The following is a 22,857-nucleotide window of genomic DNA, read 5'->3' on the forward strand; positions in this document are numbered from 1 at the left end:
CGCGCGCCGCGGCCCAGGCCGGCAGGCACTCGGCCCCAGAGGCGGAGGCCTTCACTGCGTTCAGGCTCCCCTCGCTGCTCACCAAACCGGGTCTCGCGCAGAACTCGCCCTCGCACCCCTGCGGGCCGTTGTCCGCCTGCGGCGGCCAACTGTGCTCGGTGCTCAGACAAGCTGCGCTCGACGCATCGCCCGGAGCGATGCGCAACCCGGTTTGGCTGCGCGGCTCGGCACCGCCAATGGGGCCTCGCACCTGCCGGCCTGGGCCGCTCGAAGCACGCTCGGAGCACGAAGGTGCGCACAAGCAGCGGTGTTGGCAAAGCTCTGGGTGGGTGGTTGCGGCGGCCCTTTTGCGCTGCCGAGGAGCACAGGACCTTGTGGCCGCGCGCGACCTCGCGCGCTTCAAGCACTGGATTGGCGCACTTTGTTTGAACGGAGCGAGCTGCAGGTGAGCGCAGAGAGTTGTGCGCCAGGCCGCAAGGGCCGAGCACCGCAGGGGAGCCCGAGCTCCGCGAGGGCCTGCGCATCCGGGCCGCAGCGGCCACCCGCCCAGGGCTTTGCCATCAGCCCGGCCCGGGTAGTTCTGAGATGCCGAATCGTGGGTTGAGAGTTCCGGCCCCACATCGGCGAAGAAACGAGCACTTCAACGAACGAGCAAATAATGAACGACAACACCTACCTTTCCGCCAGCGAGCTGCTGACGCGCTTCCGTGCCGGCAGCCTGGACCCGGCCGACTACCTCGAAACCCTGCTGGCCACGGCCCAGCGCCAGCAGGCCACGGTGAACTGCGCGGCCGGCATCTTTGCCGATGAGGCGCGTGAGCGGGCGCGCGAGTCGGGGCGGCGCTGGCGCGAGGGCAGGGCGCGTGCGCTCGAGGGCGTGCCGGTCATCATCAAGGAGGAGACGGCGGTGAAGGGCTGGCCGCGGCCGCTGGCCTCGCTGGTCTTCAAGGACAAGGTCGCGGCCGAGAACCACCCCATCGTCGACAAGCTGCTGGAGGCGGGCGCGATTCCCTACTTCCAGGCCACCAACCCCGAGTTCTGCGTGCTCGGCCATACCTGGAGCAAGCTCTACGGCGTGACCGGCAACCCCTGGTCGCTGGCGCATTCCTGCGGCGGCAGCAGCGGCGGCTCGGGTGCGGCGCTGGCCGCCGGCGTGGCGCCGCTGGCCACCGGCAGCGATATGGCGGGCTCGATCCGCATCCCGTCCTCGCTGTGCGGCGTGTACGGCTACAAGCCGCCCTTCGGCCGCCTGGCCTGCACGCCCACCGACGAATACTTCGCCCAGGCGGTGGAGGGGCCGATGGCGCGCAGCTTCGACGATCTGGTGCTGATGCAGAACGTGCTGGCCGGCCCGCACCCCAACTCCTACACGACCCTGCCGTTCACGCCGCTGCCCACCGAGTATGGCGATCTGCAGGGCATGCGCATCGCCTACAGCCCGGCCCTGGGCCATGCGGCGCTGGCCCCGGACGTGCAGCGCAACCTGTTGCGCGCGCTGGAGGGCCTGCGCGGCCGCGGCGCGGTGGTCGAGGAGGTCGACATCCGCTGGGATCTGGAGCAGATCAACAAGGTGCTGCTGGACGGCCTGCGTGCGATCTTCGTCGATGAGTTCATGAACGACATCCCGGATGCGGATGCCGACAAACTCTGCAGTTATGTCCGGCATCTGCGCGACCAGGCCAAGGATGCGCCCGTCTCCATCATGCCCAGCGCCCTGCTGGCCCAGCAGCTGCACCGCGAGATGCAGGCCAAGGTCTGGGGCCGGGGCTATGCCGCCTTCATCTGCGCCACCCTGGTGAGCACCCAGCTGCCGGCCGACCAGGACCCGGTTGCGCAGGCGATGCTGGAGCTCGATGGCCAGCCGGTCGAGGCCTATCTGGGCTGGTGCCTGACCCCGGCCTTCAACCTGCTCAACCGCTACCCGGTGCTGGCGGCGCCGACCGGCCTGTCGGATATCGGCGTGCCCACCGGCATGCAGATCGTCGCCAACGCCTATGACGACGAGACGGTGTTCCGCGTCGCCGCCAACCATGCGCGCGCCGGCAGCTCGCGCCTGTTCGTCGATCAGTTCCCGCCGGCCTGCTGAGCCTCAGGGCTGCTTGGCAAGGGCGGCCGCGCGCGCCCGCTCGTTCATCAGCATCAGGTTGGTGGCGAGGGCGTACTGGCAGACGCGGTGGTGCTCGTCGTAGAGCGCCGCGTTGGCGGGGTCGCGCAGGATGGCCTCGATCAGCAGGTAATGGTCCAGGATGGTGAGCGCGCGCGCCATCGTCATGCATTGCGCGGCGTCCACATGGGGCACCAGGCTGGCGATGGCATCGGCCAGCAGGCCGTTGACCTGCACGTCGATCTCGTCCTCCAGCGCCTGCAGTTCGGGCACCGAGGAGAGCACCGAGATCAGGCCGCTCACGCCGGGCACCTGCTGGTAATGCGGCTTGACCGCCTCGAACACCATGGTGAGGTAGCGCACCAGATCCTGGCAGCCGGTCTTGGCCGGATGCACCGCGGCGATCGCGTCCTTGATCTGTTCCAGCCAGCGGCTGGCCAGGGCATGGACCACCGCTTCCTTGTTGGGGAAGTACTCGTAGAGCCCGCCCACCGAGAGCCCGGCCGCGGTGGCGATGCGCTTGGTGGTGAGCTTGGCGAGGCCGCCGCGCTCGATCTCCTGGCCGGCCGCCTGCAGGATCACCTCGATGGTCTTGACGCCGCGCTCCTGCTGCGGAACACGGCGCGTGCCGGCGGGTTTGAGGGCGCTCTTTGACGACATATGTGGCGCGGATTCTGCCATGTGCAGACCGCTTGAAAGGAAGCAGAAGATCATGGATGAAAGACCAGGCACCACGCTCAGCAGGGAACTGCTGGAACGCGAGCCCTATGTGCGCTTTGCCGTCACCGACATCGACGGCGTGTGCCGCGGCAAGCACCTCAGCGGCGAGAAGATCGCCAGCATGCTGGAGACGGGCGGCAGCATCGCCAGCGCGCTGTTCGGCTGGGACATCCAGGACCGGCTCTACGAGCAGGTCTCGTTCACCGGCTTCCACACCGGCTTCCCCGACATCGGCCTCAGGCTCGACGCCAGCACCGCGCGCCGGCTGCCCTGGGACGAGGGGCGCTGGCTGATCCTCGGCGAGCATGTGAAGCCCGATGGCACGCCGCTGCCCATCTGCCCGCGCCAGCTGCTCAGGAAGGTGCTGGCCAAGGCGGCGAGCATGGGCTTCACGGCGCAGATCGGCGTCGAGTTCGAATGGTTTCTGCTGGCCGAGAGCGAGGTCTCGGTGCGCGCCAAGGGCTACCGCGGCCTGCAGACGGCCACCCAGGGCCTGACGAACTACTCGCCCCTGCGCATCGATGCCCAGCATGCCTTCGTGCGCGATCTGTTCAGCCAGCTGAACGCCATCGACGTGCCGCTGGAGGCCCTGCACACCGAGGCCGGCCCCGGCAATTTCGAGGCCGCGATCCGCTACACCGAGGCGCTGCGCGCGGCCGACCGCGCGGTGCTGTTCAAGCAGGCGGTGCGCGAGATCGGGCGCCGCCATGGCCTCCTGAGCACCTTCATGGCCAAGTACTCGACGGCTTATGCCGGCTGTGGCCAGCATCTGCACCAGAGCCTGTGGCGCGACGGGCGCAACTGCTTCCACGATGAGCGCGGCGCCCACCAGATGAGCGACACGCTGCGCCACTTCATGGCCGGCCAGCTGCACGCGCTGCCGCAGCTGCTGCCCATGTACGCCCCCTTCGTGAACAGCTACAAGCGCCTGGTGGACCGCAACCTCGCGCCGGTGCGGCCGAACTGGGCGGTCGACAACCGCAATGCCTCGCTGCGCGTGATCCCCGGCAGTGCGGCATCGATGCGGCTGGAGACGCGCAGCGCCGGCGCCGATGCGAATCCCTATCTGGCCATCGCCGCCGCGCTGGCCTCGGGCCTCTACGGCATCGAGCACCGGCTGGCGCTGCCGCCGGCCGGCGACACGCCATCGCTGCCGCGCCTGCCGTCCACCCTGGCCGAGGCCACCGCGGCGATGGCGCGCTCCGAACTGGCGCGCGAGCTGCTGGGCGAGGAGTTCGTGCGCCATTTCGTCGAGACGCGCGCCTGGGAGGTGGCGCGCTTCGATGAGGCGGTGACGGACTGGGAACTCGAGCGCTATCTCGAGCTGGTCTGAGGGCGGACGCATGGACGACAGCATCCGCTCCTACTACAACGCCACCCGTAACAGCGCGCAGCGCTATCCGCGCCTGGAGGGCGAGCAGCGCGTCGACGTGGCCGTGATCGGCGGCGGCTTCACCGGCCTGGCCAGCGCCCTGGAGCTGGCCGAGCGCGGCGTCAGGGTGGCGCTGGTGGAGGCGCAGCGCATCGGCTGGGGCCAGTCGGGCCGCAACGGCGGCCAGGTGACGGGCAGCCTCTCGGGCGACGCCGCGATGCGCCGCCAGCTGGCGCGCCAGATCGGCGCCGAGGCCGCCGACGACTTCATCTGGATGCTGCGCTGGCGCGGGCACGACATCATCCGCCGCCGCATCGAGCGCTATGGCATCGCCTGCGACCTCAAGCTGGGCCATCTGCACGCCGCCTACAGCGCCGGCCATATGCGCGACATGCGCCAGGCCCATGCGGAGATGGTCGAGCGCGGCCTGGGCGCCGATGTCGAGCTGGTCGAGGCCAAGGAGATGGGGCGTTATCTCGACACACCGCTCTACCACGGCGGCATCGTCAACCGCCGCAATATGCACCTGCATCCGCTCAATCTCTGCCTGGGCGAGGCGCGCGCGCTGGCGGGCCTGGGCGGGCTGCTGTTCGAGGACTCACCGGTGCTGGAGATCGAGCACGGGCCCACGCCGTCGATACGCACGCCGCAGGGGCGCGTGGTGGCCGACCAGGTGCTGCTGGCGGGCGATGTCTACCACCGGCTGGAGCCGCGCAAGCTGGGCGGCATGATCTTCCCCGCGGCCGGCGGCATCGTCGCAACCGAGCCGCTGGGTGCGCTGGCGCGCCAGCTCAACCCGCTGGACCTGGCCGTCTACGACAGCCGCTTCGTGCTGGACTATTACCGCATGACGGCCGATGGCCGGCTGCTGTTCGGCGGCGGCGCCAACTACTCGGGCGCGGCCTCGCGCGACATCGCCGCCGAGCTGCGGCCCGCCATCGAGCGCACCTTCCCGCAGCTGCGCGGCGTGGGCATTGCCTTCCAATGGCATTGCCATATGGGCATCGTCATCAACCGCATCCCCCAGCTCGGCAAGCTCTCGCCCCGGGTCTGGTACGCGCAGGGCTATTCCGGCCATGGGCTGGCCACCTCGCACATCGTCGGCGAGGTGATGGCGGCCGCCTTGCTGGGCAGCCCGCGCGGCTTCGAGCTGTTCCAGCGCTTTCGCCACCGGCGCGTGCCGGTGGGCGACTGGCTGGGCCAGCGCATGCTGGCCCTGGGCATGTGGTACTACCTGCAGCTGGAGCGCTGGCGCTGAGGGCGCGCGGCGCCCGCCTACATCTCCTTGAACATCGGCAGGTAGCTGCGGCTCACCGGCAGACGTTCGCTGCGGCCCTTGAGCTCGATCTCGCCGGTCTCGTTGTCGCCGCGGGTGAGGCGCCGGATCGAGCGCAGATTCACCACCACCGAGCGGTGCACCTGGCTGAAGTGCGCGGGGTCGAGCTGCGCCAGCAGGTCCTTCAGCGGCATGCGTATCAGCGCCTCGGCGGCCTGGCCCTCGTCGCGGTAGGCCACCAGGGTGTACTTGGTGTCACTCTTGAGATAGTCGATATCGTCCACCGGAATCATGCGCAGTGAGGCGCCCACCGAGGCGCGCACCCAGCGCAGCGGCTCGGGCTGATTCAGCTTGAGCCGCTGCGCCAGTTGCACAAGCAAGGCCTCGCTGTGCACCGCCGGTTGGGCCTGTGAGAGGCGCGCCTTCAGGCGCTCCACCGTCTCGCCCAGGCGCGCCGCCGCGACCGGCTTGACCAGATAGTCCAGCACGCCCTGCTCGAAGGCTTCCAGCGCGTATTGATCGAAAGCGGTGACAAACACCAGATGGGCGCGTTTGCCTATATGGCGCGCCACCTCCACCCCGCTCAGGCCCGGCATGTGCACGTCCAGAAAGCAGATCGTCGGCTGGTGTTGTTCGAACAGTTCGATGGCCTGGCGGCCGTTGCGCGCCTGGGCCACGATCTGCAGTTCGGGCCAGGCGGCGGCAAGGCGTGCTTCGAGAATCTCGCGCAGCAGGGGCTCATCGTCGGCGATCAGGGCGGTGGCCTGCATCATTCAGATTCCTTACGGGCGAACTCTATCCTTGCTTGCACGCCATGCGGCGCCACCTCGCTCAAGTCCAGGCTGGCGCTGCCGCCATAGGCCCAGAGCAGGCGTTCGCGCAGCGCCGCCAGGCCGGTGCCCAGGCCGCCGCCCGTGGCCTGCAGCCCCACGCCGGTGTCCACCACGCGCAGGCGGCAGCGCCCGCCCTCCAGCAGCTCGGCATGCACGTCGATGCGGCCGCCTTCCTCGCTCGGGTCGATGCCATGCTGCACCGCATTTTCCACCAGCGTCAGCAGGGTCATGGGTGGGCAGGGCAGCAGATGCACGCCGGCACCGATATGCAGGGCAAAGGCCAGGCGGTCGGGCATGCGCATCTGCATCAGCTCCAGATAGGCGCGCACCAGCTCCAGCTCCTGGCCCAGGGTGTTGGCCGAGCCATCCAGGCGCGGCACGGCGGCGCGCAGGTAATCCGTCAGGCTTTGCAGCAGCCGGGGCGCGCGCGGCGAGCCGGCCTCCACCAGGGCCTGCACATTGGCCAGGGTGTTGAACAGGAAATGCGGCTGGGCCTGGGCGCTGAGCAAGCGCATGCGCGCGTCCAGCGCCTGGCGGGCCATCTCGCTGCGCTCCAGCTCGAAGTCGATGGCCTGCTTCTCCACCTTGGCCTCGCGCTGGCGCAGCAGGGCCGTCAGCGCCGTCCAGGGCGCCACCAGCATGCCCAGAAAGGTGAAGGTCATGAAGCCCTCCAGGCGCTTGGGCTCATGCCAGAACATCGGCGCGCCCGGCGCCGTGCTCAAGAGGTAGGCCATGAACATGGCGACGGGGACGGTCACGCCGACCGCCGCCACCTGCAGGGCCCAGCGCGCCAGCCAGCCGGGCAGCCGGCGCGGCCATTGCTCGAACAGGCCGAACACCAGCAGCAAGCTCAGGCCAACGCCGAAGATCCTTGTCACCAGCACCCACATACCTGCCTTCCAGCCAAAGCTGAAGAGCAGCACGAAGAGCGCGCAGATGATGGCGACGGTGCGCAGGCGGCGCCAGCCGAACAGGGCACGCCAGCCGGGCGGCGCGAGCCGCTCGCTGAAGCTGATGGAAGCAGGGGGGGTTGGCATCACGGCAGAATACCTTTGAGTGCGAGGACCGATGGTGGGCAGCTGCGGGTGCGTCGACTAACGCCAGCGCTCAGCGGTCTTGCGGAAGTAGTGATGCGCGATATGGCGCCAGGGCAGCACCAGCGGCGTCAGCACCACACCCATCAGGCAGGCAAAGGCGCTCTCTCGCACATTCGGCGTCATCGCCCCGGCCCGCCACAGCGGGTAGGCGCGCGGCAGGTGCAGGCGCCAGAGCGGGATTTGCTCGTTCGTCACGGTCTTTTCCTTCTCTCCACCATCAGCCCAGCTTGGCCAGGCTCTTGCGCGCGTCTTCGGCATTGGCCGGGTTCGCGCGCTTGTTGGCCAGGAAACGCTCGTAGGCCGCCTTGGCCTGCGCCTTGTCGCCCTTGGCGAGATAGGCATCGCCCAGGCGATGGTCGATGGGATAGTCCTCGGCGCCGCTCAGGATCCTGGCGCGCTCCAGTGAGCGAATCGCCTCGTCGGTCTGACCCTGTGCCGCGTGGACCCGGCCCATGCCGTAAAAGCCGCCGGCCTTGTTGGGCTGCTCGCGTTGCAGGCCCTCATACAGGCCGCGGGCCTTGGCCAGGTCCTTGCCGTCCTTCAGATAGTTCAGCGCCAGCAGCATGGTGGCCTCGCGCACCTCGTCCTGCAGGGCGGCGTCCTTGCCGGCTTTAATCGCCAGCAACTCGCTCTCCATCTCGCCCCAATTCTTGGCCTCGGCGGCGATGAAGACGCGGATGATGCGCGCGGTGTCGGGCTGGCTGCTGCGCACCGCGGCTTCCAGCTCGCGGGCCTTGGAGACGCTGCCGCCCATGATGCCGGGCACGGTCAGCAAAAGCCTGGCAAGCTGCACGCGGGCAGTGAAGCTGCTGGGCTCCAGCTCCAGCGTGCGGATCCAGACATCCTTCAGGCTGCCCACGCTGCGCATGGCCCGGGCCATGCCCATGCCCAGCATTTGCATGCTCAGGTTCTGAGCCGTCGCCAGATGGCAGACCGCCACCATGGGGTGCTGATCGGTACAGAGTTTGGCCTGCCTGGCGCCGGCCTCCAGCCGCTTGGGGTCGGCGGCGTCGGCAAAGGTCAGCGCCAGGGTCAGGGCTGCGCTGGCCTCGGCATCGGCCGCGTTGGTCTTCAGGCGGGCCTGCGCCAGCTGTTCGAGTTCGGCGTATTTGCCGCCCTCTTGCAGGGCTTGCAGCTGCGCGTCCTTGAAGATGACGGCAGCCTGGGCCGTGCCCAGCGAGATCAACAAGGCTGTGCTGGCCAGGGCCTTGGCAATGAAGGGAGTGGTCATGGTCGGCTGTGATGATTGAAGTGGGACAGGGCGATTGTTTGGATATGCCGGCGCGAGCGCAGCGGCGCTCGGACGGCCCACGCCCCGCGGGTTTCCGGGCACGCCCTGGCGGGACGAATGGTCCGGCGTTGCCGGTCGTGGCCGGGCGTCGTTCGTCCCGACGCCGGCGTCGCCGATCCGGCGGGTGCCTTGCCGGGCAGGCGATGCGGGCACATTAGCGGCACTGACTCCATCGCCTGCATCGCCATGAAAAGAACAGTTCTGCGTTTCCTCAAGCTTGGCTTGCTTGGCCTGCTTGCCTTGCTGACGCTGTTGGCCGGCTTGTTTGGCTACTTCGTCTACGCCCCCGAGCCCGCGCCGCCGCAACTCTCCGGCACGCTGCGCAAGGCGTCCATCGAGGTGGCCGGCCTGACGCGCAGCTACCGCGTCTACACACCCAAGGGCCTGCCCAAGGGTGCCCCCCTGGTGCTGGTGATGCATGGCTCGGGCGAAGGCCCGCAGCGCATACGCATGGGCACTGGCTATGGCTTTGAACGTCTGGCCGACGCGTATGGCTTTGCGGTCGCCTACCCCAAGGCCTATGCCTCCGATTGGAACGACTGCAGTGTGATTGGCGACAAAAAGGTGGACGGCGCCCGCGCCGACGATGCGGGCTTCCTGGCCGCCATGGTGGACAAGCTGGTGGCCGAGCATGGGCTCGATCCGGCGCGCGTGTTTGCCGCCGGCGTCTCCAATGGCGGCTCCATGGCCATGCGTCTGGCGCTGGAGCAGCCCGGCCGCTATCGGGCGGTGGCGGCGGTGGTGGCCAATGTGCCGGCGCCGCAGAACTTCCAATGCAAGCCCTCGGCCCAGAGCACCTCGGTGATGATCATGAATGGCACCCTGGATCCGCTGGTGCCCTATGCAGGCGGGGAGATCAGCCTGCTGGGCCTGTTTTACAAAGGCGGGCCGATCATTTCCTCGCGCGCCTCGGCCCAGTATTTCGCCGATTGGAATCACCTGAGCGCTGCGCCCCAGACCAGCCGCATGGATGTGCCCGGGGGCTTCAGCGTCGAGCAGAACCGCTGGCGCAATGAGGGCAGGACCGAGGTCGAGCTGGTGACCATCCATGGCGGCGGCCATGGCCTGCCGCAAGCCTACGCGCAGCGGCCCCGGCTGCTGGGCCCCTCACCGATGGCGCCCGACGGGCCGGCCATGATCTGGGACTTCTTTGCGAGGCAGGCGCGCTGACAAGGCTTCAGCCTACAAACTGCAGATCCAGGTCGCCATGCGCATAGATCACCACGCCGGTGTCGGTCTCGGTGATCTGGTGGCCGCTGCCGGCGGGGGCGAGCTGGTAGTCGCCGGCCTGCAGCAGCAGATCGTCGAGGAAGAGCTCGCCCTCCAGCATCAGGCATTCCTCGTCGTGGCCATGGCGGTGCTGGGGCACCTGGGCGCCCGGCTGGGCGCGGTAGAGCAGGGCAGCCTGGCCGTCGCGTTGCCACAGCACGCGGCGCTGGATGCCGGGCGCGTAGTCGGGCCAGGCGGCGGCCTGGTCGTGCACGGTGCAGGGCTGGTCCCCCGGCCGTGCCGGCAGGGCGCTCTCGCGCAGGAAGAGCAGGGCGCCGGCCGCGCTGTGCAGCGCCAGGGCGGGCGTACCGGCGGGCTGGAGGTGGTAGTCACGCGGCGCCAGGTGGAGCCGCTCGCCCAGCGTCACCGCGCCGCTCAGCAGCAGCCATTCGCGGTGCAGATGGGCATGCGGCAGGGCCGGCAGGCGCGCGCCCGCGGCCAGCTCCAGCAGGCAGGCCCGCAGGGGCTCGCCGGGGCGCGCCGCATGCGCGGCATGCGCGGTGTCAGCACGGTAGAGGCTGCGCAGCTGCACGCCGGGCGCGACCGTCTGGGCGGGCAGGCGCAGGCGCCGCGCCGTCACCATGGGGCGGCTCGCGGCCTGCGACGCGGCCAGGCGGCCGAGCAGGCGGCCGCGCACGGCCGCCAGCGCCGGGTTATTGGCGCCGGGCTGCGCCGGCCAGCTGTTGGCCAGGGGCTCGCTGAGCAGCGCAGCGAATTCCTGCTCGGTGTGGCTGGCCGCTGCGGCCGGGCGGGTTTCGGGCTTGGGGGTGCTCATATGCTGCCTTCAGGAAGCCAATGCCGGCAGGCCGGTCTCGCCCAGGACCTGCCTGAGGGTGATGAGGGCGCGGCGTATCTGTGATTTGACGGTGCCCAGCGGCAGGCGCGTCTGCAGCGCAATCTCCTCATGGCTGAGGCCGCGGAAGAAGGCCAGCGACACCAGCTGGCGTGGCTGCGCACCCAGTTGCAGCAGGGCGCGGTGCAGGTCCGCATGGTGGCGCGCCAGCTCCAGCAGCTCGTCGCTGCCGGCGTTGCCGTCGTAGGCGTCGGTGGCCTGATCGTCCAGGCTGGCATGCTGGAAGCGCGCCTCGCGGCGCAGCGCGTCGATGGCGCGCGAGCGCGCGATGGCCAGCAGCCAGCTGATGGCGCAACCGCGCGTCGGGTCGAAGCGCGGCGCCTGGCGCCAGACCTGGAAGTAGCTGTCTTCCACCACCTCCTCGGCCAGCGCCTCGCGGCGCACGATGCGTTGCACCAGGCTGTAGAGGCGGGTGAAGGTGGCGTCGTAGAGGGCGGCCAGGGCCTGCTCGTCACGCGCCACCACGGCATCGATCCAGGCCGCCAGTTGCGCGTCGCTCACTCGCTGCAGCGCCGGGCCGGCGCTGTGGTCGGCATGCGGGTCGGCATGCTGGTCGGCATAGGGGCCGGCATAGGGGCCGGCGGGCGCGGCATCCGGCGCGTCGTCCGGCTCCTCGTGCTCGTCCAGCAGCGGCTCGGGCCAGCCGGGCTCGCCGGGGTCTGGAAGCTGCAGATGTGAGGCATTGTTCATGCTTGTCCTAGCGCAGCGCTTGGGCCGCCTCCGGAATCGCACCGCGCAAGAAGATGGTTGCGCCGGCGACGGTGCTGATGGTCGCATGCAGGGCACCCTGGTGGGCCAGATGGTAGCCGCCGGGGCCCAGTTCGATCTGCGTGCCGACCCTCAGCCAGCCCTCCAGCACCAGGCATTCCTCGTCGAGCGGATGGCGGTGCGGCGGCAGGCTGGCGCCCGGCGCCAGGCGCAGCAGATAGGAGAGCACGCCGCCCTGCTCGCGCAGCGGCCTGATGCTGACGCCCTCGCCAAAGGGCTGCCAGCCGGGCGCGTCGGCGGCAATGGTGAGGTGGCTGGCGTCGGCATCGGCGACGCGCTCCATCAGCTTGCGCCGTATCGCGCGCGCCTGGGCGGGGGTGGGGCTCTCCATGGCATGCTCTACGCGGCCGGCGGGCGCTTGGATGCAAACACCCCGACGGGCGCGAGGTCGGGGCCTGCATCCAAGGCCGCGCCGCCTTCGTAAGCAGGGTATGTCACGGCCGCCCAGTCACCATTTCGATCTCGTCAGCCATTGGCGCTTTGCCGCGCCGCGCGAGCAGGTCTGGTCGGCGCTCAGCCAGCCCGAGAGCTGGCCGCGCTGGTGGCCCTATGTGCGCGAGGTGCAGACCCTGCGCGCCGGCGACGGCCAGGGCCTGGGCAGCCTGCGCCGCTTCCGCTGGGCCACGCGCCTGCCCTACGAGATCCTGATCGAGGTCGAGGCGGTGGAGATCCTGACGCATGAGCGCATCCGCGGCCGCTCGCGTGGCCAACTGCAGGGCGAGGGCATCTGGCTCTTGCATGAAGAGGGCGGTTGTACCGACGTCACCTATGTCTGGCGGGTTCAGCTGGTCAAACCCTGGATGCGCTGGCTGGCGCCCCTGCTGGCGCCGCTGTTCCGCTGGAACCACCAGGGCGTGATGCGCGCGGGTGCGCGCGGCTTGAGTGAATTCCTGGCCGCGGGTGGCTGAGTGCTGCATCCGGCCGCTGCGCCGGTACGTAGACAGGGCTCCACACACCACTCTTTGGAGTGCCCCATGAGCAACCCTGTCGAGATCGTGCAAGCCGCCTATGCCGCCTTCGGGCGTGGCGACATCCCGGGCCTGTTGAACTACCTCAGCGATGACGTCGAATGGACCTTCGACGGCAGCAGCGGCGAGGCCTATCTGCGCACGGCGCGCGGCAAGGACGATGTGATGAAGTGGTTCGGCCAGGTGCTTGCGGTGGACGGCATCCAGGCCTTCGAGCCGCGCCAGTTCCTGGCCGGGCCCGACCATGTCACCGTGCTGGGCTGGGAGCGCACCCAGGCCTTGCCGAACGGCGGCGTGTTCGAGAGCAACTGGGTGCATGTCTGGCAGCTGCGCGATGGCAAGCTGGCGCGCTTTTTCGGCATGTTCGATACCGCCGCGGCCGCCAAGGCGCGCGCCTCAGTGCGCGTTTGAAGCCGCGCACTCGGCCCGCATGAAGGCCGCCAGCGCCTGGAAGCGCGGCTGCGCGGCCAGGGCCGGCGCGGCCAGCAGCCAGTAGGCACCCTCGGCCTCGATACTGAGCGCGAAGGGCCTCAGCAGCCGGCCCGCGCGCAGGTCTTCCTCTATCAGGGCCAGGCGGCCCAGCGCCAGGCCGCGGCCGGCCATCGCGGCCATCAGCAGGGCATTGCTGTCGTCGATCAACTGGCCCTGGCGCACCGCCACCTCGGGCTCGCCGGCGGCGCGCAACCAGCGCGCCCAGTCCGCGAAGCTGTCTTCGTGCAGCAGCGGGTAATGGCGCAGCGCGGCCGGGCTGTCCAGCGGTTGCGCCTGGCGCGGCAGGGCGGGCGAACACACGGGCGTGAGTGCGGTGCCGAACAGGCGCTGCGCCCAAACGCGTGCCGGGGGCTCCTGTGTCCACACCACCGCCGCCTCGGCCGTGCCGCGGCTGAGTGCATCGCCCTGGGTGCTGTGGTGCAGGTGCAGCTCGATCTCGGGGTGGGCATCCCAGAAGCGCGGCAGGCGCGGCATCAGCCAGCGGCTGGAGAAGCTGGGCGTCACCGCCAGCTGCAGGCTTTGCTGCGCCTGGCGCTCGCTCTGCTTCAGCTGGCCCAGCAGCTCGTCGATGCGATCGAAGCTGCTGGAGAGCACACCCACCAAGCGCTCGCCCGCGGCGGTGAGCCGCACCTGGCGCGGCCGGCGCTCGAACAGCGGCTGGCCCAGCGCCTGTTCCAGCGCGCGTACCTGGTGGCTCACCGCCGCCTGGGTGACGTGCAGCTCCGCCGCCGCCTGGGTGAAGGAGAGCAGACGGGCGGCCGCCTCGAAGCAGCGCAGCGCGTTCAGGTGGTGCAGATGGCGTCGCATGAGGCGCGATGCTAAGCCCTGCTTGGATTAGTTCCACTTATGCATGAGGCAAATATTTCTCGTTTGTGCAATCCGCTGCTTGCCATTGAAATAGCGTCATCGAAACGTTTCAAATGACGTGCAGGGCTCATGAATAAAACCAAGGTTTACCCCTACATCCCGAACTCGGTGCCGGCGGTCAAGGCGGCCATGCTGGCGGCCACCGGTGCGGCCTCGGTGGAGGAGTTCTATGCCGACATCCCGGCCGCGCTGCGCCTGCCGCGCGCCCTGAATCTGCCCGAGCCGCTGCTCTCGGAAGCCAGGCTCAAGCGCCATGTGCAGGGCCTGCTGGCCAGGAACACGCACTGCGGCGAGGTGCTGAGCTTTCTGGGCGGCGGCTGCTACCAGCACCATGTGCCGGCACTGTGCGATGAGATCAACGGCCGCAGCGAATTCCTCACCGCCTACGCCGGCGAGCCCTATGACGACCACGGCCGCTTCCAGGCGCTGTGGGAGTACTGCTCGATGATGGGCGAGCTGCTCAACCTCGAGGTGGTGAGCGTGCCCACCTACGACGGCTACCAGGCCGCCGCCACCGCCTGCTGCATGGCGGCCAGACACACGGCGCGCCGCCAGGTGCTGGTGGCCGCCAATGTGAACCCCGACAAGCGCTCGCATATGCAGACCTACGGGCGCAGCGAGATCGAGTTCATCGAGGTGGCCTTCGACGCGGCCTCCGGCCTGGTGGACCGCGCCGATCTGCAGGCCAAGCTGGGCCTGCAGGTGGCGGCCTTCTATGTGGACATACCCAATTACTTCGGCGGCATCGACGAAGGCGCGGCGCTGGCCAAGCTGGTGCAGGACGCCGGCGCGCTGCTGGTGGTGGGGGTGGACCCGAGCTCGCTGGGCGTGCTGACCCCGCCGGGCGACTATGGCGCGGCCATCGTCTGCGGCGACATCCAGCCCCTGGGCATGCACATGAGCTACGGCGGCGGCCACGGCGGCTTCATCGCCAGCCGGGATGACGAGGCCCTGGTGCTGCAATACCCCTCGCGCCTCTTTGGCATCGCGCCCACCTCGGTGCCGGGCCAGTACGGCTTTGGCGATGTGGCCTATCACCGCACCTCCTTCGACCAGCGCGAGAACGGCAACGAGTTCGTCGGCACCGCCGCCGCGCTCTGGGGCATCACCGCCGGCGTGTATCTGGCCAGCATGGGGCCGCAGGGCATGGTGGAGCTGGGCGAGGGCATCCTGCGGCGCGTCGCCTATGCGCGCCAGCAGCTGGCCAGCGTGCCGGGCCTGCGCCTGGCGCATGAGGGTACGGCGCATTTCAAGGAGTTCGTGCTGGACTTCAATGCCAGCGGCTTGAGCGTCGCGCAGATCAACGCCGCCCTGCGCCAGCGCGGCATCTTCGGCGGCCATGATCTCTCGGCCGCCTTCCCCGCCCTGGGCCAGAGCGCCCTCTACGCCTTCACCGAGCTGCACAGCCAGGCCGACATCGATGCCCTGGTGACGGCTTTGCGCGAGCTGCTGACCCAATGAGTGCCACCATGGAAAACATCTCCGCCCACCGCTTCACCGATGGCAAGCCCAATCTGCGCCGCTACCAGCAGGCGCGCTGGGACGAGCCGCTGATCTTCGAACTCAGCCAGCCCGGCGAGCGCGCCATCCTGCTGCCCGAGCTGGAGCCCGGCATCGAGAGCGCTACGCAGGATGCCTTGCAGCAGCTGCCCGCCGGCATGCGCCGCGTGAAGGCGCCGGCCCTGCCCGAGCTGAGTCAGAACCGCGTGCTACGCCACTATCTGCGGCTCTCGCAGGAGAACCTGGGCGCCGACCTGAATGTGGATGTGGGGCAGGGCACCTGCACCATGAAGTACAACCCCAAGATCAACGAGCAGCTGGCGCGCGACGCGCGCATGAGCGAGCTGCACCCGCTGCAGGACGAGTCCACGGTGCAGGGCATCCTCCATGTGATGCACCAGATGGAGCAGGTGATCTGCGAGGTCTCGGGCATGGACGCGGTGAGCCTGCAGCCGCGCTCGGGCTCGCAGGCGATCTACGCGAATATCGCGATGATGCGGGCCTGGTTCGAGAGCCGCGGCGAGGGCGAGCAGCGCGACGAGATCATCACGACGATCTTCTCCCACCCCTCGGATGCTGCCTGCGCCAAGGTGCTGGGCTACAAGGTCATCACCCTCTACCCGGATGCCGATGGCTATCCGGACCTGGAGGCGATGCAGGCGGCCGTGAGCCCGCGTACCGCCGCGCTGATCATCACCAACCCCGAGGACACCGGCATCTTCAACCCCAGGATCGCCGAGTTCGTGGCCGCGGCGCATGCGGTGGGCGCGCTCGCCTGCTATGACCAGGCGAATGCCAACGGCCTCTTGGGCATCACCCGGGCGCGCGAGGCCGGTTTTGATCTCTGCCACTTCAATCTGCACAAGACCTTTGCCACCCCGCATGCCTGCGGCGGTCCGGCGGTGGGCGCCTGTGCAGTGACGGCCGAACTGGCACCGTTCCTGCCGCGGCCCCGCATCGTGAAAGAGGCGGGCGAGCGCTACCGCATCGACGCGGGCGAGACGCAGTCGATCGGCAAGGTGGCGGCCTTCATGGGCACGGCCAGCATCGTGCTGCGCGCCTACGCCTGGGTGATGAACCTGGGGGCCGAAGGCCTGCGCGAGGTGGCCGAGATCGCGGTGTTGAACAACAACTACATGATGAGCCAGCTGCTCGAGAAGATCGAAGGCCTCTCCGCGCCCTATGCCGCGGGCAAGCGCCGCATCGAGCAGGTGCGCTACAGCTGGGCCGAGCTGTGCGCGGCCACCGGGGTGAGCTCGGGCGATATCGGCCTGCGCGCCGCCGACTATGGCACCCATTACTGGACCAGCCACCACCCCTATGTGGTGCCCGAGCCGGCCACCATCGAGCCCACCGAGGCCTACTCGCGCGCCGACCTGGACGAGTTCGTGCAGATCATGGCCCGGGTGGCGCAGGAGGCACGCAGCACGCCCGAGCTGGTGCGCAGTGCGCCACACCACTGCCCGACGAAGCGGGTGCAGGACGAGTACCTCGAAGACCCGAAACGCTGGGCCATCACCTGGCGTGCCTGGCAGCGCAAGCTGGCCGAGCACGGCAGCGCCGCCTGAGCCCAGCATGCGCGTCGGCCTCATCATCAACCCCATCGCCGGTGCCGGCGGGCCCCTGGCCCTGCACGGCAGCGACGCCTACCAGGCGGGCGCCGAGTTGCCGGCCTGGGCAGCGCAACGGGCCGAGGAGGCGCTGCGGGTGCTGCTGGCGAGCTGCCGGCCCGAGTGGGTATGCGGGGCCGGCGCGCTGGGTGAGGACCTCTTGTACGCCCTGGGCATCAAGCCAAAGGTGCTGGGGCGGCGCTGCTGGCCCAGCAGCGCGGCGCAGACCCGCGAGATCGCCGCGCAGATGCTGGCGCAAGACCTGACCCTCTTGCTCTTCGTCGGCGGCGACGGCACCGCGCGCGATGTGCTCGACGCCGTGGGCGAGGCCCTGCCGGTGCTGGGAATTCCGGCGGGCGTGAAGCTGCAATCGGCCTGCTTCGGTGTGAGCCCGCGGGCTGCAGGCGCCCTGGCGGCGTCATACCTGAGCAGCCACGCCCGCGTCATCGAAGCCCGCGAGGTGCTGGACCTGGACGAGGCCGCGCTGGGCCAGGGCCGGGTGCAGGCCCAGCTGTATGGCCAGCTGCGCGTGCCGGTGGATGCGCGCCTGCTGCAGGGCCGCAAGTCGCGCAGCGAGGCCGGCGATGCCGTGGATGCCGCGCAGCTGGCGGCCAGCCTTCTACCGCAGCTGCGGCAGGGCCTGCACCTGATCGGCCCGGGCTCGACCACCTGGGCGCTGAAGCAGGCGCTCGGGGTGAACGGCAGCCTGATCGGCGTCGATGTGGTGGCCGATGGCGCGCTTTGGCTGCGCGATGCCACCGAGGCGCAGCTGTGGGAGCTGGCGCGGCAGCGTCAGCCCAGGCTCTGGCTCACCGCCATCGGCGGCCAGGGCCATGTGCTGGGCCGTGGCAATGCGCCGCTCAGCCCGCGCGTGCTGCAGGCCCTGGGCCGCGCCGCGCTGACGCTGCTGATCACGCCGCGCAAGCTGCAGGCCCTGGGCGCCGTGCCCCTGCGCGTGGACTGCGGATCGGCCGAGGTGGATGCGCTCTTTGCCGGCTCGGTGCGGGCGCTGACGGGGCCCAGGGAACAAGCGATGCTGCGACTCGTCGCGGCCTGATATCGATGGAGATGGAGACAGCATGAACGACAAACGCGAACTCACCGGCAAGGTGGCCCTGATCACCGGCGCCGGCTCCGGCATCGGCCGCGCCACCGCCCAGCTCTTTGCCCGCGAGGGTGCCCGGGTGGTGGTGTGTGACCTGAACCGCAGCGGCGGCGAGGCCACGGTGGAAGCCATCCGCGCCGCGGGCGGCCAGGCGCAATTCGTCGAGGCGAATGTGGCCCTCGCCGCCGACTGCGAGCGCTCGGTGCGCGAGACCCTGGCCGCCTTTGGCCGCCTGGATGTGCTCTTCAACAATGCCGGCATCACGCGCCGCGCCAATGTGCTTGACACCAGCGAGGCCGAGTGGGACGCGGTGATGGCGGTGAACGTCAAGTCCATCTTCCTGATGAGCAAGTTCGCGGTGCCGGTGATGGCCGAGCAGGGCGGCGGCAGCATCATCAACGCCGGCTCGGGCTGGGGCCTGGTGGGCGGCAAGGACGCCGTGGCCTACTGCGCCGCCAAGGGCGCGGTGGTGAACATGACGCGTGCCATGGCGGTGGACCATGGGCCGCAGCAGATCCGCGTCAACAGCGTCTGCCCCGGTGACACCGACACGGCGATGCTGCGCAACGAGGCGGCGCAATTGGGCCTGGCCGATACCGCGCTGGTGGAGGCCGGCAACGCGCGCCCCTTGATGCGGGTGGGTCAGGCCGAGGAGATCGCCCAGGTGGTGCTCTTTCTCGCCAGCGATCGTGCCTCCTTTGTCACCGGTTCTGCCTATGTGGTCGACGGCGGGGGCCTGGCCGGGTCCGCGTGACCTCAGGCACACCGGGTTTCCCATCTGAGGTGGCTCAGATATGGCCAATATATTTCATCGAATCAAAACGTTTCAAAAGAACATCATGCTGAACTGGGGAATCATCGGCGCCGGGAACATCTCGGGCGCATTTGCCAAGGGCCTGGCGCAGACCGACAGCGGCGGCCTGGTGGCGGTGGCCAGCCGCGACGAGGCCAAGGCGCGTGCCTTTGCCGACGCCCATGCGGCACCGGGCACGGCCGTGATTGCGCATGCCGGCTATGAAGCGCTGCTCGCCAACCCGACCGTGGACGCCGTCTACATCGGCCTGCCGCACACCGAGCACCTGCACTGGACGGTGCGCGCCCTGCGCGCCGGCAAGCATGTGCTGTGCGAGAAGCCGCTGGGCATCAACCACGCCGAGGCCATGATCGCCTACGAGGAGGCTGCAGCAGCAGGCCGTGTGCTGATGGAAGCCTTTATGTACCGCTGCCTGCCGCAGACGGCCCAGTTGCTGGCCTTGCTGAAGAGCGGCGTGATCGGCGAGCTGCGCCATATCCAGGCCTCCTTCTGCTACGCCTCCACCCCGCGCGCCGGCTCGCGCACCTGGGAGCCGGCCCTGGCCGGCGGCGGCATCCTGGACGTGGGCTGCTATCCGATGTCGATGGCACGCCTGCTGGCCGGTGCGGCGCGCGGTGAAGCCTTTGCCGAACCCCTCGAGCTGCAGGCCATGGGCCGCCTGCACGAGACCTTCGGCGTCGATGCCTGGGCGCTGGCCACGCTGCGCTTCCCGGGCGACATCACCGCGCAGCTCAGCACGGCGGTGAGCTTCGAGCAGGAAGAGTCGCTGCGCCTGGGCGGCAGCAAGGGCGCGCTGGTGCTGCCCAATCCCTGGTACGGTGCCGGCGCCCAGGCGGGCGAGAGCCGCATCGAGCTGTGGGTGGACGAGGCGCTGGCCCAAACCTGGACGATCAGCACCGACCGGGGGCTCTATGCCTACGAGGCCGATACCTTCGCCCAGGCCGTGAAGAGCGGCTGCGTGCCGCATCCGGCGATGAGCCCGGCGGACTCCCTGGGCAATCTCGCGGCCCTGGACCGCTGGCGTCAGGCCATTGGCCTGCGCTACCCACGCGAGCAGGCCCCGGCGCTGGCCGGCCGCAAGACCCTGGCCGGGCTGCCGATCGCGCGCCGCCCCGGCGCCAATATGCGCTACGGCCAGGTGCCAGGTCTTGGTAAGCCGGTCTCGCGCCTGATCATGGGCGTCGATCATCAGGAGACGCTGCCCTATGCCGCGGCCCTGTTCGACGACTATCTGGAGCGCGGCGGCAATGCCTTCGACACCGCCTGGGTCTACGACTTCGAGGGCGGCCATTGCGAGTCCATCTTTGGCGACTGGCTGAAGGCGCGCGGCGTGCGCGAGGACATCGTGCTGATCGCCAAGGGCGCCCACACGCCCAACTGCACGCCCGAGGGCATGCGGCGCGAGCTGGCCGAGAGCCTGGAACGCTTGCAGACCGACCGCGCCGATCTCTACATCCTGCACCGCGACAACCCCGAGGTGCCGGTGGGTGAGTTCATCGATGCGCTCAACGAGCAGCGCAGCAAAGGCCGCTTCCAGGCCTTTGGCGGCAGCAACTGGTCGCTGGCGCGCGTGGCCGAGGCCAATGCCTACGCGGCCAAGACCGGCCAGCAGGGCTTCTCGCTGGTGAACAACCAGCTCAGCCTGGCGCGCATGCAGGCGCCGATCTGGCGCGGCTGCGTCTCGGCGGGCGACCCCGACTCGCGCCGCTGGCTGGCCGAGCAGGGCCTGGCGCTGTTCGCCTGGTCCTCGCAGGCGCGTGGCTTCTTCGTCGATGGCCGCGCCGCGCCCGGCAAGAAGGACGACGAGGAACTGGTGCGCTGCTGGTACAGCGAGGCCAACTTCCTGCGCCTGGCGCGGGCCCGCGAGCTGGCCGCCAAGAAAGGCTGTCTGGCCATCAATATCGCGCTGGCCTGGGTGCTGGCCCAGGGCTTCAGTACCTTCAGCCTGATCGGCCCGCGCAGCATCGCCGAGACCGCCAGCTCGATGCGCGGCCTGGACATCACGCTCAGCGCCGAGGAGCTGGCCTGGCTGGACCTCGCCGATCTGGGAGCGCCGCTGTGAGTGAGAAGGCCACCAAGCTGGGCATCATCGGCGCCGGCGACATCTTCCCGGCCTATGCCAGGGGCCTGGCCGCCTTCGGAAACGTGCAGCTGATCGCGGTGGCCGATGCCCGCGCCGAAGCCGCAACAGCTCGCGCCGCAGAATTCGGCCTGCTCGCGATGACGCCAGCGGAACTGCTCGCCAGCGAGGCCGAGATCATCATCAACCTGACCCCGCCCGCCGCGCATCTGGCGGTGGGCACCGAGGTGCTGCGGGCCGGCAAGCATCTCTACACCGAGAAGCCGCTGGCGGCGAGTTACGCCGAGGGTCAGGCCCTGATGGAGGCCGCCGCGCGCAGCGGCCGCCGCATCGGCTGCGCGCCCGACACCTTTCTGGGCGGCGCCGGCCAGGCCGCGCGCGCCCTGCTGGACAGCGGCCGGCTGGGCCGCATCGTCGCCGGCCAGGCCTGCATGATGGAGCGCGGCCCGGACGACTGGCATCCCAACCCCGAGTTCTTCTACCGCCCCGGTGCCGGCCCGCTGATGGACATGGGCGTCTACTACCTCACCCAGCTGGTGCAGCTGCTGGGCCCGGTGCGGCGCGTCAGCGGCATGGCGCACAGCAGCTGGTTGCAGCGCACGGTGCCGCGCGGCCCGCGCCAGGGCCAGCGCATCGAGGTGCAGACCCCCACCCATGTGGTGGCGGGCCTGGAGTTCGAGGCCGGCGCCTTTGTGACGCTGAGCACCAGCTTCGATGTGTGGAAGCACAGGAACAGCCATATCGAGCTGTATGGCGAGCAGGGCTCGGTGGTGTTGCCGGACCCCAACCAGTTCGGCGGCGACTTGAGCGTCTGCGAGACCGACGGCGAGTGGCAAGACCTGGCCCCGCGCACCTTCACCGGCCGCCTGCGCGGCCTGGGCGTGGCCGAGATGGCCTGGGCCCTGCGCGCCGGCCAGCCGCATCGCGCCAATGGCGAGCTGGCCCTGCATGTGCTGGAGATCATGGACGCCACCCTGCGCGCGGCCGAGCAGGCCAGCCCGGTGCTGCTGGGTACGCGCTGCGAGCGGCCGGCGCCGCTGCCCCTGGGGTTCGCCCAGCAGATCGCCTGCGAGGTGAACGCATGAACAAGATCGCTCTGCAGCTCTACACCGTGCGCAGCGCCGGTGATCTGGCCCAGCGGCTGGCTTTGGCGCGCGACGCCGGCTATGCCTGGGTGGAGAGCGAGGCCTTGCACGGGCTAGCGCCCGAGGCCTTCATCGGCACGCTGCGAGCTTCCGGCCTGGGCCTGGCCTCCATGCATGTGGAGATGAGCGAGCTCGTGGCCCAGCGCCTGCCCGAGATCCTGCAGGCCCTGCGAGCGCTGGATTGCCATCAACTCGTGATGCCCTGGCTGGACGAGGGCGAGCGCCCCGCCGACCGAACCGGCTGGCTGGCCCTGGCCGCGCAGCTGCAACGGCATGCGCAAGACCTGGCCCCGCAGGGCGTGAGCCTGGCGTACCACAACCATGCCTTCGAGTTCGAGCGCCTGGATGATGGCCGCACGGTGCTGGAAACGCTGTTCGATGCCGCCCCCACGCTGCGCTGGCAGCCCGATGTGGCCTGGGTGGCTCGCGCCGGCGAAGACCCGGCGATCTGGCTGGCACACTACGCCGCGCGCCTGCAGTCGGTACACGTGAAGGACCTGGCGCCGCAGGGCCAGGGCGAGCCCGCCGAGCAGGGCTGGGCCACGCTGGGCGAGGGGCGCCTGCCCTGGGCGCAGTGGCTGCCGGGTCTGGCAACGCGGCTGCACACCTTCATCGTCGAGCACGACCACCCCAGCCAGCCGGCGCGCACCGCGCGCGTGGGCCTGCGCTATCTGAGCGAGCGCTTGAACTGAT

At 69.7% G+C, this 22,857-nt stretch carries 22 protein-coding genes; 13 read left to right on the top strand and 9 right to left on the bottom strand.

The window, feature by feature from the left end:
* Positions 1-658: 658 nt before the first annotated feature.
* Positions 659-2,086 carry an amidase gene (locus AC3WQY_RS18015; protein WP_492709884.1) on the top strand — a complete coding sequence of 476 codons (1,428 nt, stop codon included), beginning with the start codon at positions 659-661 and terminating at the stop codon, positions 2,084-2,086.
* A 3-nt stretch (positions 2,087-2,089) separates the two neighbouring features.
* Here AC3WQY_RS18015 and AC3WQY_RS18020 read toward each other — a convergent pair whose 3' ends face one another.
* Positions 2,090-2,764 (bottom strand): TetR/AcrR family transcriptional regulator, encoded by a 675-nt coding sequence (locus tag AC3WQY_RS18020; RefSeq protein WP_285233692.1) that lies wholly within the window; start codon positions 2,762-2,764, stop codon positions 2,090-2,092.
* 52 nt (positions 2,765-2,816) lie between these two features.
* On the opposite strand from AC3WQY_RS18020, the gene AC3WQY_RS18025 reads away from it, so the two are divergent.
* Together AC3WQY_RS18025 and AC3WQY_RS18030 are read left to right on the top strand one after the other, a co-directional pair.
* Positions 2,817-4,157, top strand: a complete 1,341-nt coding sequence (locus tag AC3WQY_RS18025; protein ID WP_492709885.1) for a glutamine synthetase family protein — start codon at positions 2,817-2,819, stop codon at positions 4,155-4,157.
* 10 nt (positions 4,158-4,167) lie between these two features.
* Positions 4,168-5,454 carry an NAD(P)/FAD-dependent oxidoreductase gene (locus AC3WQY_RS18030; protein ID WP_285233690.1) on the top strand — a complete coding sequence of 429 codons (1,287 nt, stop codon included), beginning with the start codon at positions 4,168-4,170 and terminating at the stop codon, positions 5,452-5,454.
* Positions 5,455-5,471: 17 nt separating this feature from the next.
* Here AC3WQY_RS18030 and AC3WQY_RS18035 read toward each other — a convergent pair whose 3' ends face one another.
* From AC3WQY_RS18035 to AC3WQY_RS18050, 4 genes are read right to left on the bottom strand one after another with little or no spacing between them, the layout of a single operon-like run.
* Complete coding sequence (locus tag AC3WQY_RS18035) at positions 5,472-6,245, bottom strand: LytR/AlgR family response regulator transcription factor (protein ID WP_285233689.1); 774 nt, start codon at positions 6,243-6,245, stop codon at positions 5,472-5,474.
* A complete protein-coding gene (locus AC3WQY_RS18040; RefSeq protein WP_285233688.1) occupies positions 6,242-7,342 on the bottom strand; it encodes a sensor histidine kinase in 1,101 nt (366 codons plus the stop codon). The genes AC3WQY_RS18035 and AC3WQY_RS18040 overlap by 4 nt, the downstream gene beginning before the upstream one ends.
* Positions 7,343-7,399: 57 nt before the next feature.
* The gene (locus AC3WQY_RS18045) at positions 7,400-7,597 is read right to left on the bottom strand and encodes a hypothetical protein (RefSeq protein WP_285233687.1); all 198 of its coding nucleotides are present in this window, start codon (positions 7,595-7,597) and stop codon (positions 7,400-7,402) included.
* A 22-nt stretch (positions 7,598-7,619) separates the two neighbouring features.
* Positions 7,620-8,633, bottom strand: a complete 1,014-nt coding sequence (locus AC3WQY_RS18050) for a tetratricopeptide repeat protein (RefSeq protein WP_285233686.1) — start codon at positions 8,631-8,633, stop codon at positions 7,620-7,622.
* A gap of 246 nt (positions 8,634-8,879) precedes the next feature.
* Here AC3WQY_RS18050 and AC3WQY_RS18055 point away from each other — a divergent pair, with 246 nt between their 5' ends.
* Positions 8,880-9,863: an extracellular catalytic domain type 1 short-chain-length polyhydroxyalkanoate depolymerase gene (locus AC3WQY_RS18055; protein ID WP_492709886.1), complete on the top strand. Its 984-nt coding sequence runs from the start codon at positions 8,880-8,882 to the stop codon at positions 9,861-9,863.
* 7 nt (positions 9,864-9,870) lie between these two features.
* Here AC3WQY_RS18055 and AC3WQY_RS18060 read toward each other — a convergent pair whose 3' ends face one another.
* From AC3WQY_RS18060 to AC3WQY_RS18070, 3 genes are read right to left on the bottom strand one after another with little or no spacing between them, the layout of a single operon-like run.
* Positions 9,871-10,737: a cupin domain-containing protein gene (locus AC3WQY_RS18060; protein WP_285233684.1), complete on the bottom strand. Its 867-nt coding sequence runs from the start codon at positions 10,735-10,737 to the stop codon at positions 9,871-9,873.
* Positions 10,738-10,746: 9 nt separating this feature from the next.
* Positions 10,747-11,505 (bottom strand): sigma-70 family RNA polymerase sigma factor, encoded by a 759-nt coding sequence (locus AC3WQY_RS18065; RefSeq protein WP_285233683.1) that lies wholly within the window; start codon positions 11,503-11,505, stop codon positions 10,747-10,749.
* Between the two features lie 7 nt (positions 11,506-11,512).
* Entirely contained in the window at positions 11,513-11,914 is a 402-nt protein-coding gene (locus tag AC3WQY_RS18070) for a cupin domain-containing protein (RefSeq protein ID WP_285233682.1), read from the bottom strand.
* A 100-nt stretch (positions 11,915-12,014) separates the two neighbouring features.
* Between AC3WQY_RS18070 and AC3WQY_RS18075 the strand changes: the two genes are divergently transcribed.
* Complete coding sequence (locus AC3WQY_RS18075; RefSeq protein WP_285233681.1) at positions 12,015-12,491, top strand: SRPBCC family protein; 477 nt, start codon at positions 12,015-12,017, stop codon at positions 12,489-12,491.
* 66 nt (positions 12,492-12,557) lie between these two features.
* Positions 12,558-12,962: a nuclear transport factor 2 family protein gene (locus AC3WQY_RS18080; protein WP_285233680.1), complete on the top strand. Its 405-nt coding sequence runs from the start codon at positions 12,558-12,560 to the stop codon at positions 12,960-12,962.
* Here AC3WQY_RS18080 and AC3WQY_RS18085 read toward each other — a convergent pair.
* A complete protein-coding gene (locus AC3WQY_RS18085; RefSeq protein WP_285233679.1) occupies positions 12,948-13,850 on the bottom strand; it encodes a LysR substrate-binding domain-containing protein in 903 nt (300 codons plus the stop codon). The genes AC3WQY_RS18080 and AC3WQY_RS18085 overlap by 15 nt on opposite strands.
* A gap of 129 nt (positions 13,851-13,979) precedes the next feature.
* On the opposite strand from AC3WQY_RS18085, the gene gcvPA reads away from it, so the two are divergent.
* The 7 genes from gcvPA (at position 13,980) to AC3WQY_RS18120 (ending at position 22,856) form a co-directional block, all read left to right on the top strand.
* Positions 13,980-15,371 carry an aminomethyl-transferring glycine dehydrogenase subunit GcvPA gene (gene gcvPA, locus AC3WQY_RS18090; RefSeq protein ID WP_492709887.1) on the top strand — a complete coding sequence of 464 codons (1,392 nt, stop codon included), beginning with the start codon at positions 13,980-13,982 and terminating at the stop codon, positions 15,369-15,371.
* A gap of 8 nt (positions 15,372-15,379) precedes the next feature.
* Positions 15,380-16,978 (top strand): aminomethyl-transferring glycine dehydrogenase subunit GcvPB, encoded by a 1,599-nt coding sequence (gene gcvPB / locus AC3WQY_RS18095; RefSeq protein ID WP_492709888.1) that lies wholly within the window; start codon positions 15,380-15,382, stop codon positions 16,976-16,978.
* Between the two features lie 7 nt (positions 16,979-16,985).
* Positions 16,986-18,077, top strand: a complete 1,092-nt coding sequence (locus tag AC3WQY_RS18100; RefSeq protein ID WP_492709889.1) for an ATP-NAD kinase family protein — start codon at positions 16,986-16,988, stop codon at positions 18,075-18,077.
* A 22-nt stretch (positions 18,078-18,099) separates the two neighbouring features.
* On the top strand, positions 18,100-18,879 hold the full coding sequence (locus tag AC3WQY_RS18105) for an SDR family NAD(P)-dependent oxidoreductase (RefSeq protein ID WP_492709890.1): 780 nt from the start codon (positions 18,100-18,102) through the stop codon (positions 18,877-18,879).
* Between the two features lie 85 nt (positions 18,880-18,964).
* Entirely contained in the window at positions 18,965-21,001 is a 2,037-nt protein-coding gene (locus tag AC3WQY_RS18110) for an aldo/keto reductase (RefSeq protein WP_492709891.1), read from the top strand.
* Positions 20,998-22,104, top strand: a complete 1,107-nt coding sequence (locus AC3WQY_RS18115; protein WP_492709892.1) for a Gfo/Idh/MocA family protein — start codon at positions 20,998-21,000, stop codon at positions 22,102-22,104. The genes AC3WQY_RS18110 and AC3WQY_RS18115 overlap by 4 nt, the downstream gene beginning before the upstream one ends.
* Positions 22,101-22,856, top strand: coding sequence for a sugar phosphate isomerase/epimerase family protein (locus AC3WQY_RS18120; RefSeq protein ID WP_492709893.1), 756 nt, complete (start codon positions 22,101-22,103; stop codon positions 22,854-22,856). The genes AC3WQY_RS18115 and AC3WQY_RS18120 overlap by 4 nt, the downstream gene beginning before the upstream one ends.
* The last annotated feature ends 1 nt before the right edge of the window (position 22,857 follow it).

Source organism: Roseateles sp. FW301-B2 (assembly GCF_058788955.1).

What these genes read in the sequence shown, in the direction of transcription:
- AC3WQY_RS18015 (WP_492709884.1), top strand. Translation starts at nt 659, where the DNA reads ATGAACGACAACACCTACCTTTCCGCCAGCGAGCTGCTGACGCGCTTC.
- AC3WQY_RS18020 (WP_285233692.1), bottom strand. Translation starts at nt 2,764, where the DNA reads ATGTCGTCAAAGAGCGCCCTCAAACCCGCCGGCACGCGCCGTGTTCCG.
- AC3WQY_RS18025 (WP_492709885.1), top strand. Translation starts at nt 2,817, where the DNA reads ATGGATGAAAGACCAGGCACCACGCTCAGCAGGGAACTGCTGGAACGC.
- AC3WQY_RS18030 (WP_285233690.1), top strand. Translation starts at nt 4,168, where the DNA reads ATGGACGACAGCATCCGCTCCTACTACAACGCCACCCGTAACAGCGCG.
- AC3WQY_RS18035 (WP_285233689.1), bottom strand. Translation starts at nt 6,245, where the DNA reads ATGATGCAGGCCACCGCCCTGATCGCCGACGATGAGCCCCTGCTGCGC.
- AC3WQY_RS18040 (WP_285233688.1), bottom strand. Translation starts at nt 7,342, where the DNA reads ATGCCAACCCCCCCTGCTTCCATCAGCTTCAGCGAGCGGCTCGCGCCG.
- AC3WQY_RS18050 (WP_285233686.1), bottom strand. Translation starts at nt 8,633, where the DNA reads ATGACCACTCCCTTCATTGCCAAGGCCCTGGCCAGCACAGCCTTGTTG.
- AC3WQY_RS18055 (WP_492709886.1), top strand. Translation starts at nt 8,880, where the DNA reads ATGAAAAGAACAGTTCTGCGTTTCCTCAAGCTTGGCTTGCTTGGCCTG.
- AC3WQY_RS18060 (WP_285233684.1), bottom strand. Translation starts at nt 10,737, where the DNA reads ATGAGCACCCCCAAGCCCGAAACCCGCCCGGCCGCAGCGGCCAGCCAC.
- AC3WQY_RS18065 (WP_285233683.1), bottom strand. Translation starts at nt 11,505, where the DNA reads ATGAACAATGCCTCACATCTGCAGCTTCCAGACCCCGGCGAGCCCGGC.
- AC3WQY_RS18070 (WP_285233682.1), bottom strand. Translation starts at nt 11,914, where the DNA reads ATGGAGAGCCCCACCCCCGCCCAGGCGCGCGCGATACGGCGCAAGCTG.
- AC3WQY_RS18075 (WP_285233681.1), top strand. Translation starts at nt 12,015, where the DNA reads ATGTCACGGCCGCCCAGTCACCATTTCGATCTCGTCAGCCATTGGCGC.
- AC3WQY_RS18080 (WP_285233680.1), top strand. Translation starts at nt 12,558, where the DNA reads ATGAGCAACCCTGTCGAGATCGTGCAAGCCGCCTATGCCGCCTTCGGG.
- AC3WQY_RS18085 (WP_285233679.1), bottom strand. Translation starts at nt 13,850, where the DNA reads ATGCGACGCCATCTGCACCACCTGAACGCGCTGCGCTGCTTCGAGGCG.
- gcvPA (WP_492709887.1), top strand. Translation starts at nt 13,980, where the DNA reads ATGAATAAAACCAAGGTTTACCCCTACATCCCGAACTCGGTGCCGGCG.
- gcvPB (WP_492709888.1), top strand. Translation starts at nt 15,380, where the DNA reads ATGGAAAACATCTCCGCCCACCGCTTCACCGATGGCAAGCCCAATCTG.
- AC3WQY_RS18100 (WP_492709889.1), top strand. Translation starts at nt 16,986, where the DNA reads ATGCGCGTCGGCCTCATCATCAACCCCATCGCCGGTGCCGGCGGGCCC.
- AC3WQY_RS18105 (WP_492709890.1), top strand. Translation starts at nt 18,100, where the DNA reads ATGAACGACAAACGCGAACTCACCGGCAAGGTGGCCCTGATCACCGGC.
- AC3WQY_RS18110 (WP_492709891.1), top strand. Translation starts at nt 18,965, where the DNA reads ATGCTGAACTGGGGAATCATCGGCGCCGGGAACATCTCGGGCGCATTT.
- AC3WQY_RS18120 (WP_492709893.1), top strand. Translation starts at nt 22,101, where the DNA reads ATGAACAAGATCGCTCTGCAGCTCTACACCGTGCGCAGCGCCGGTGAT.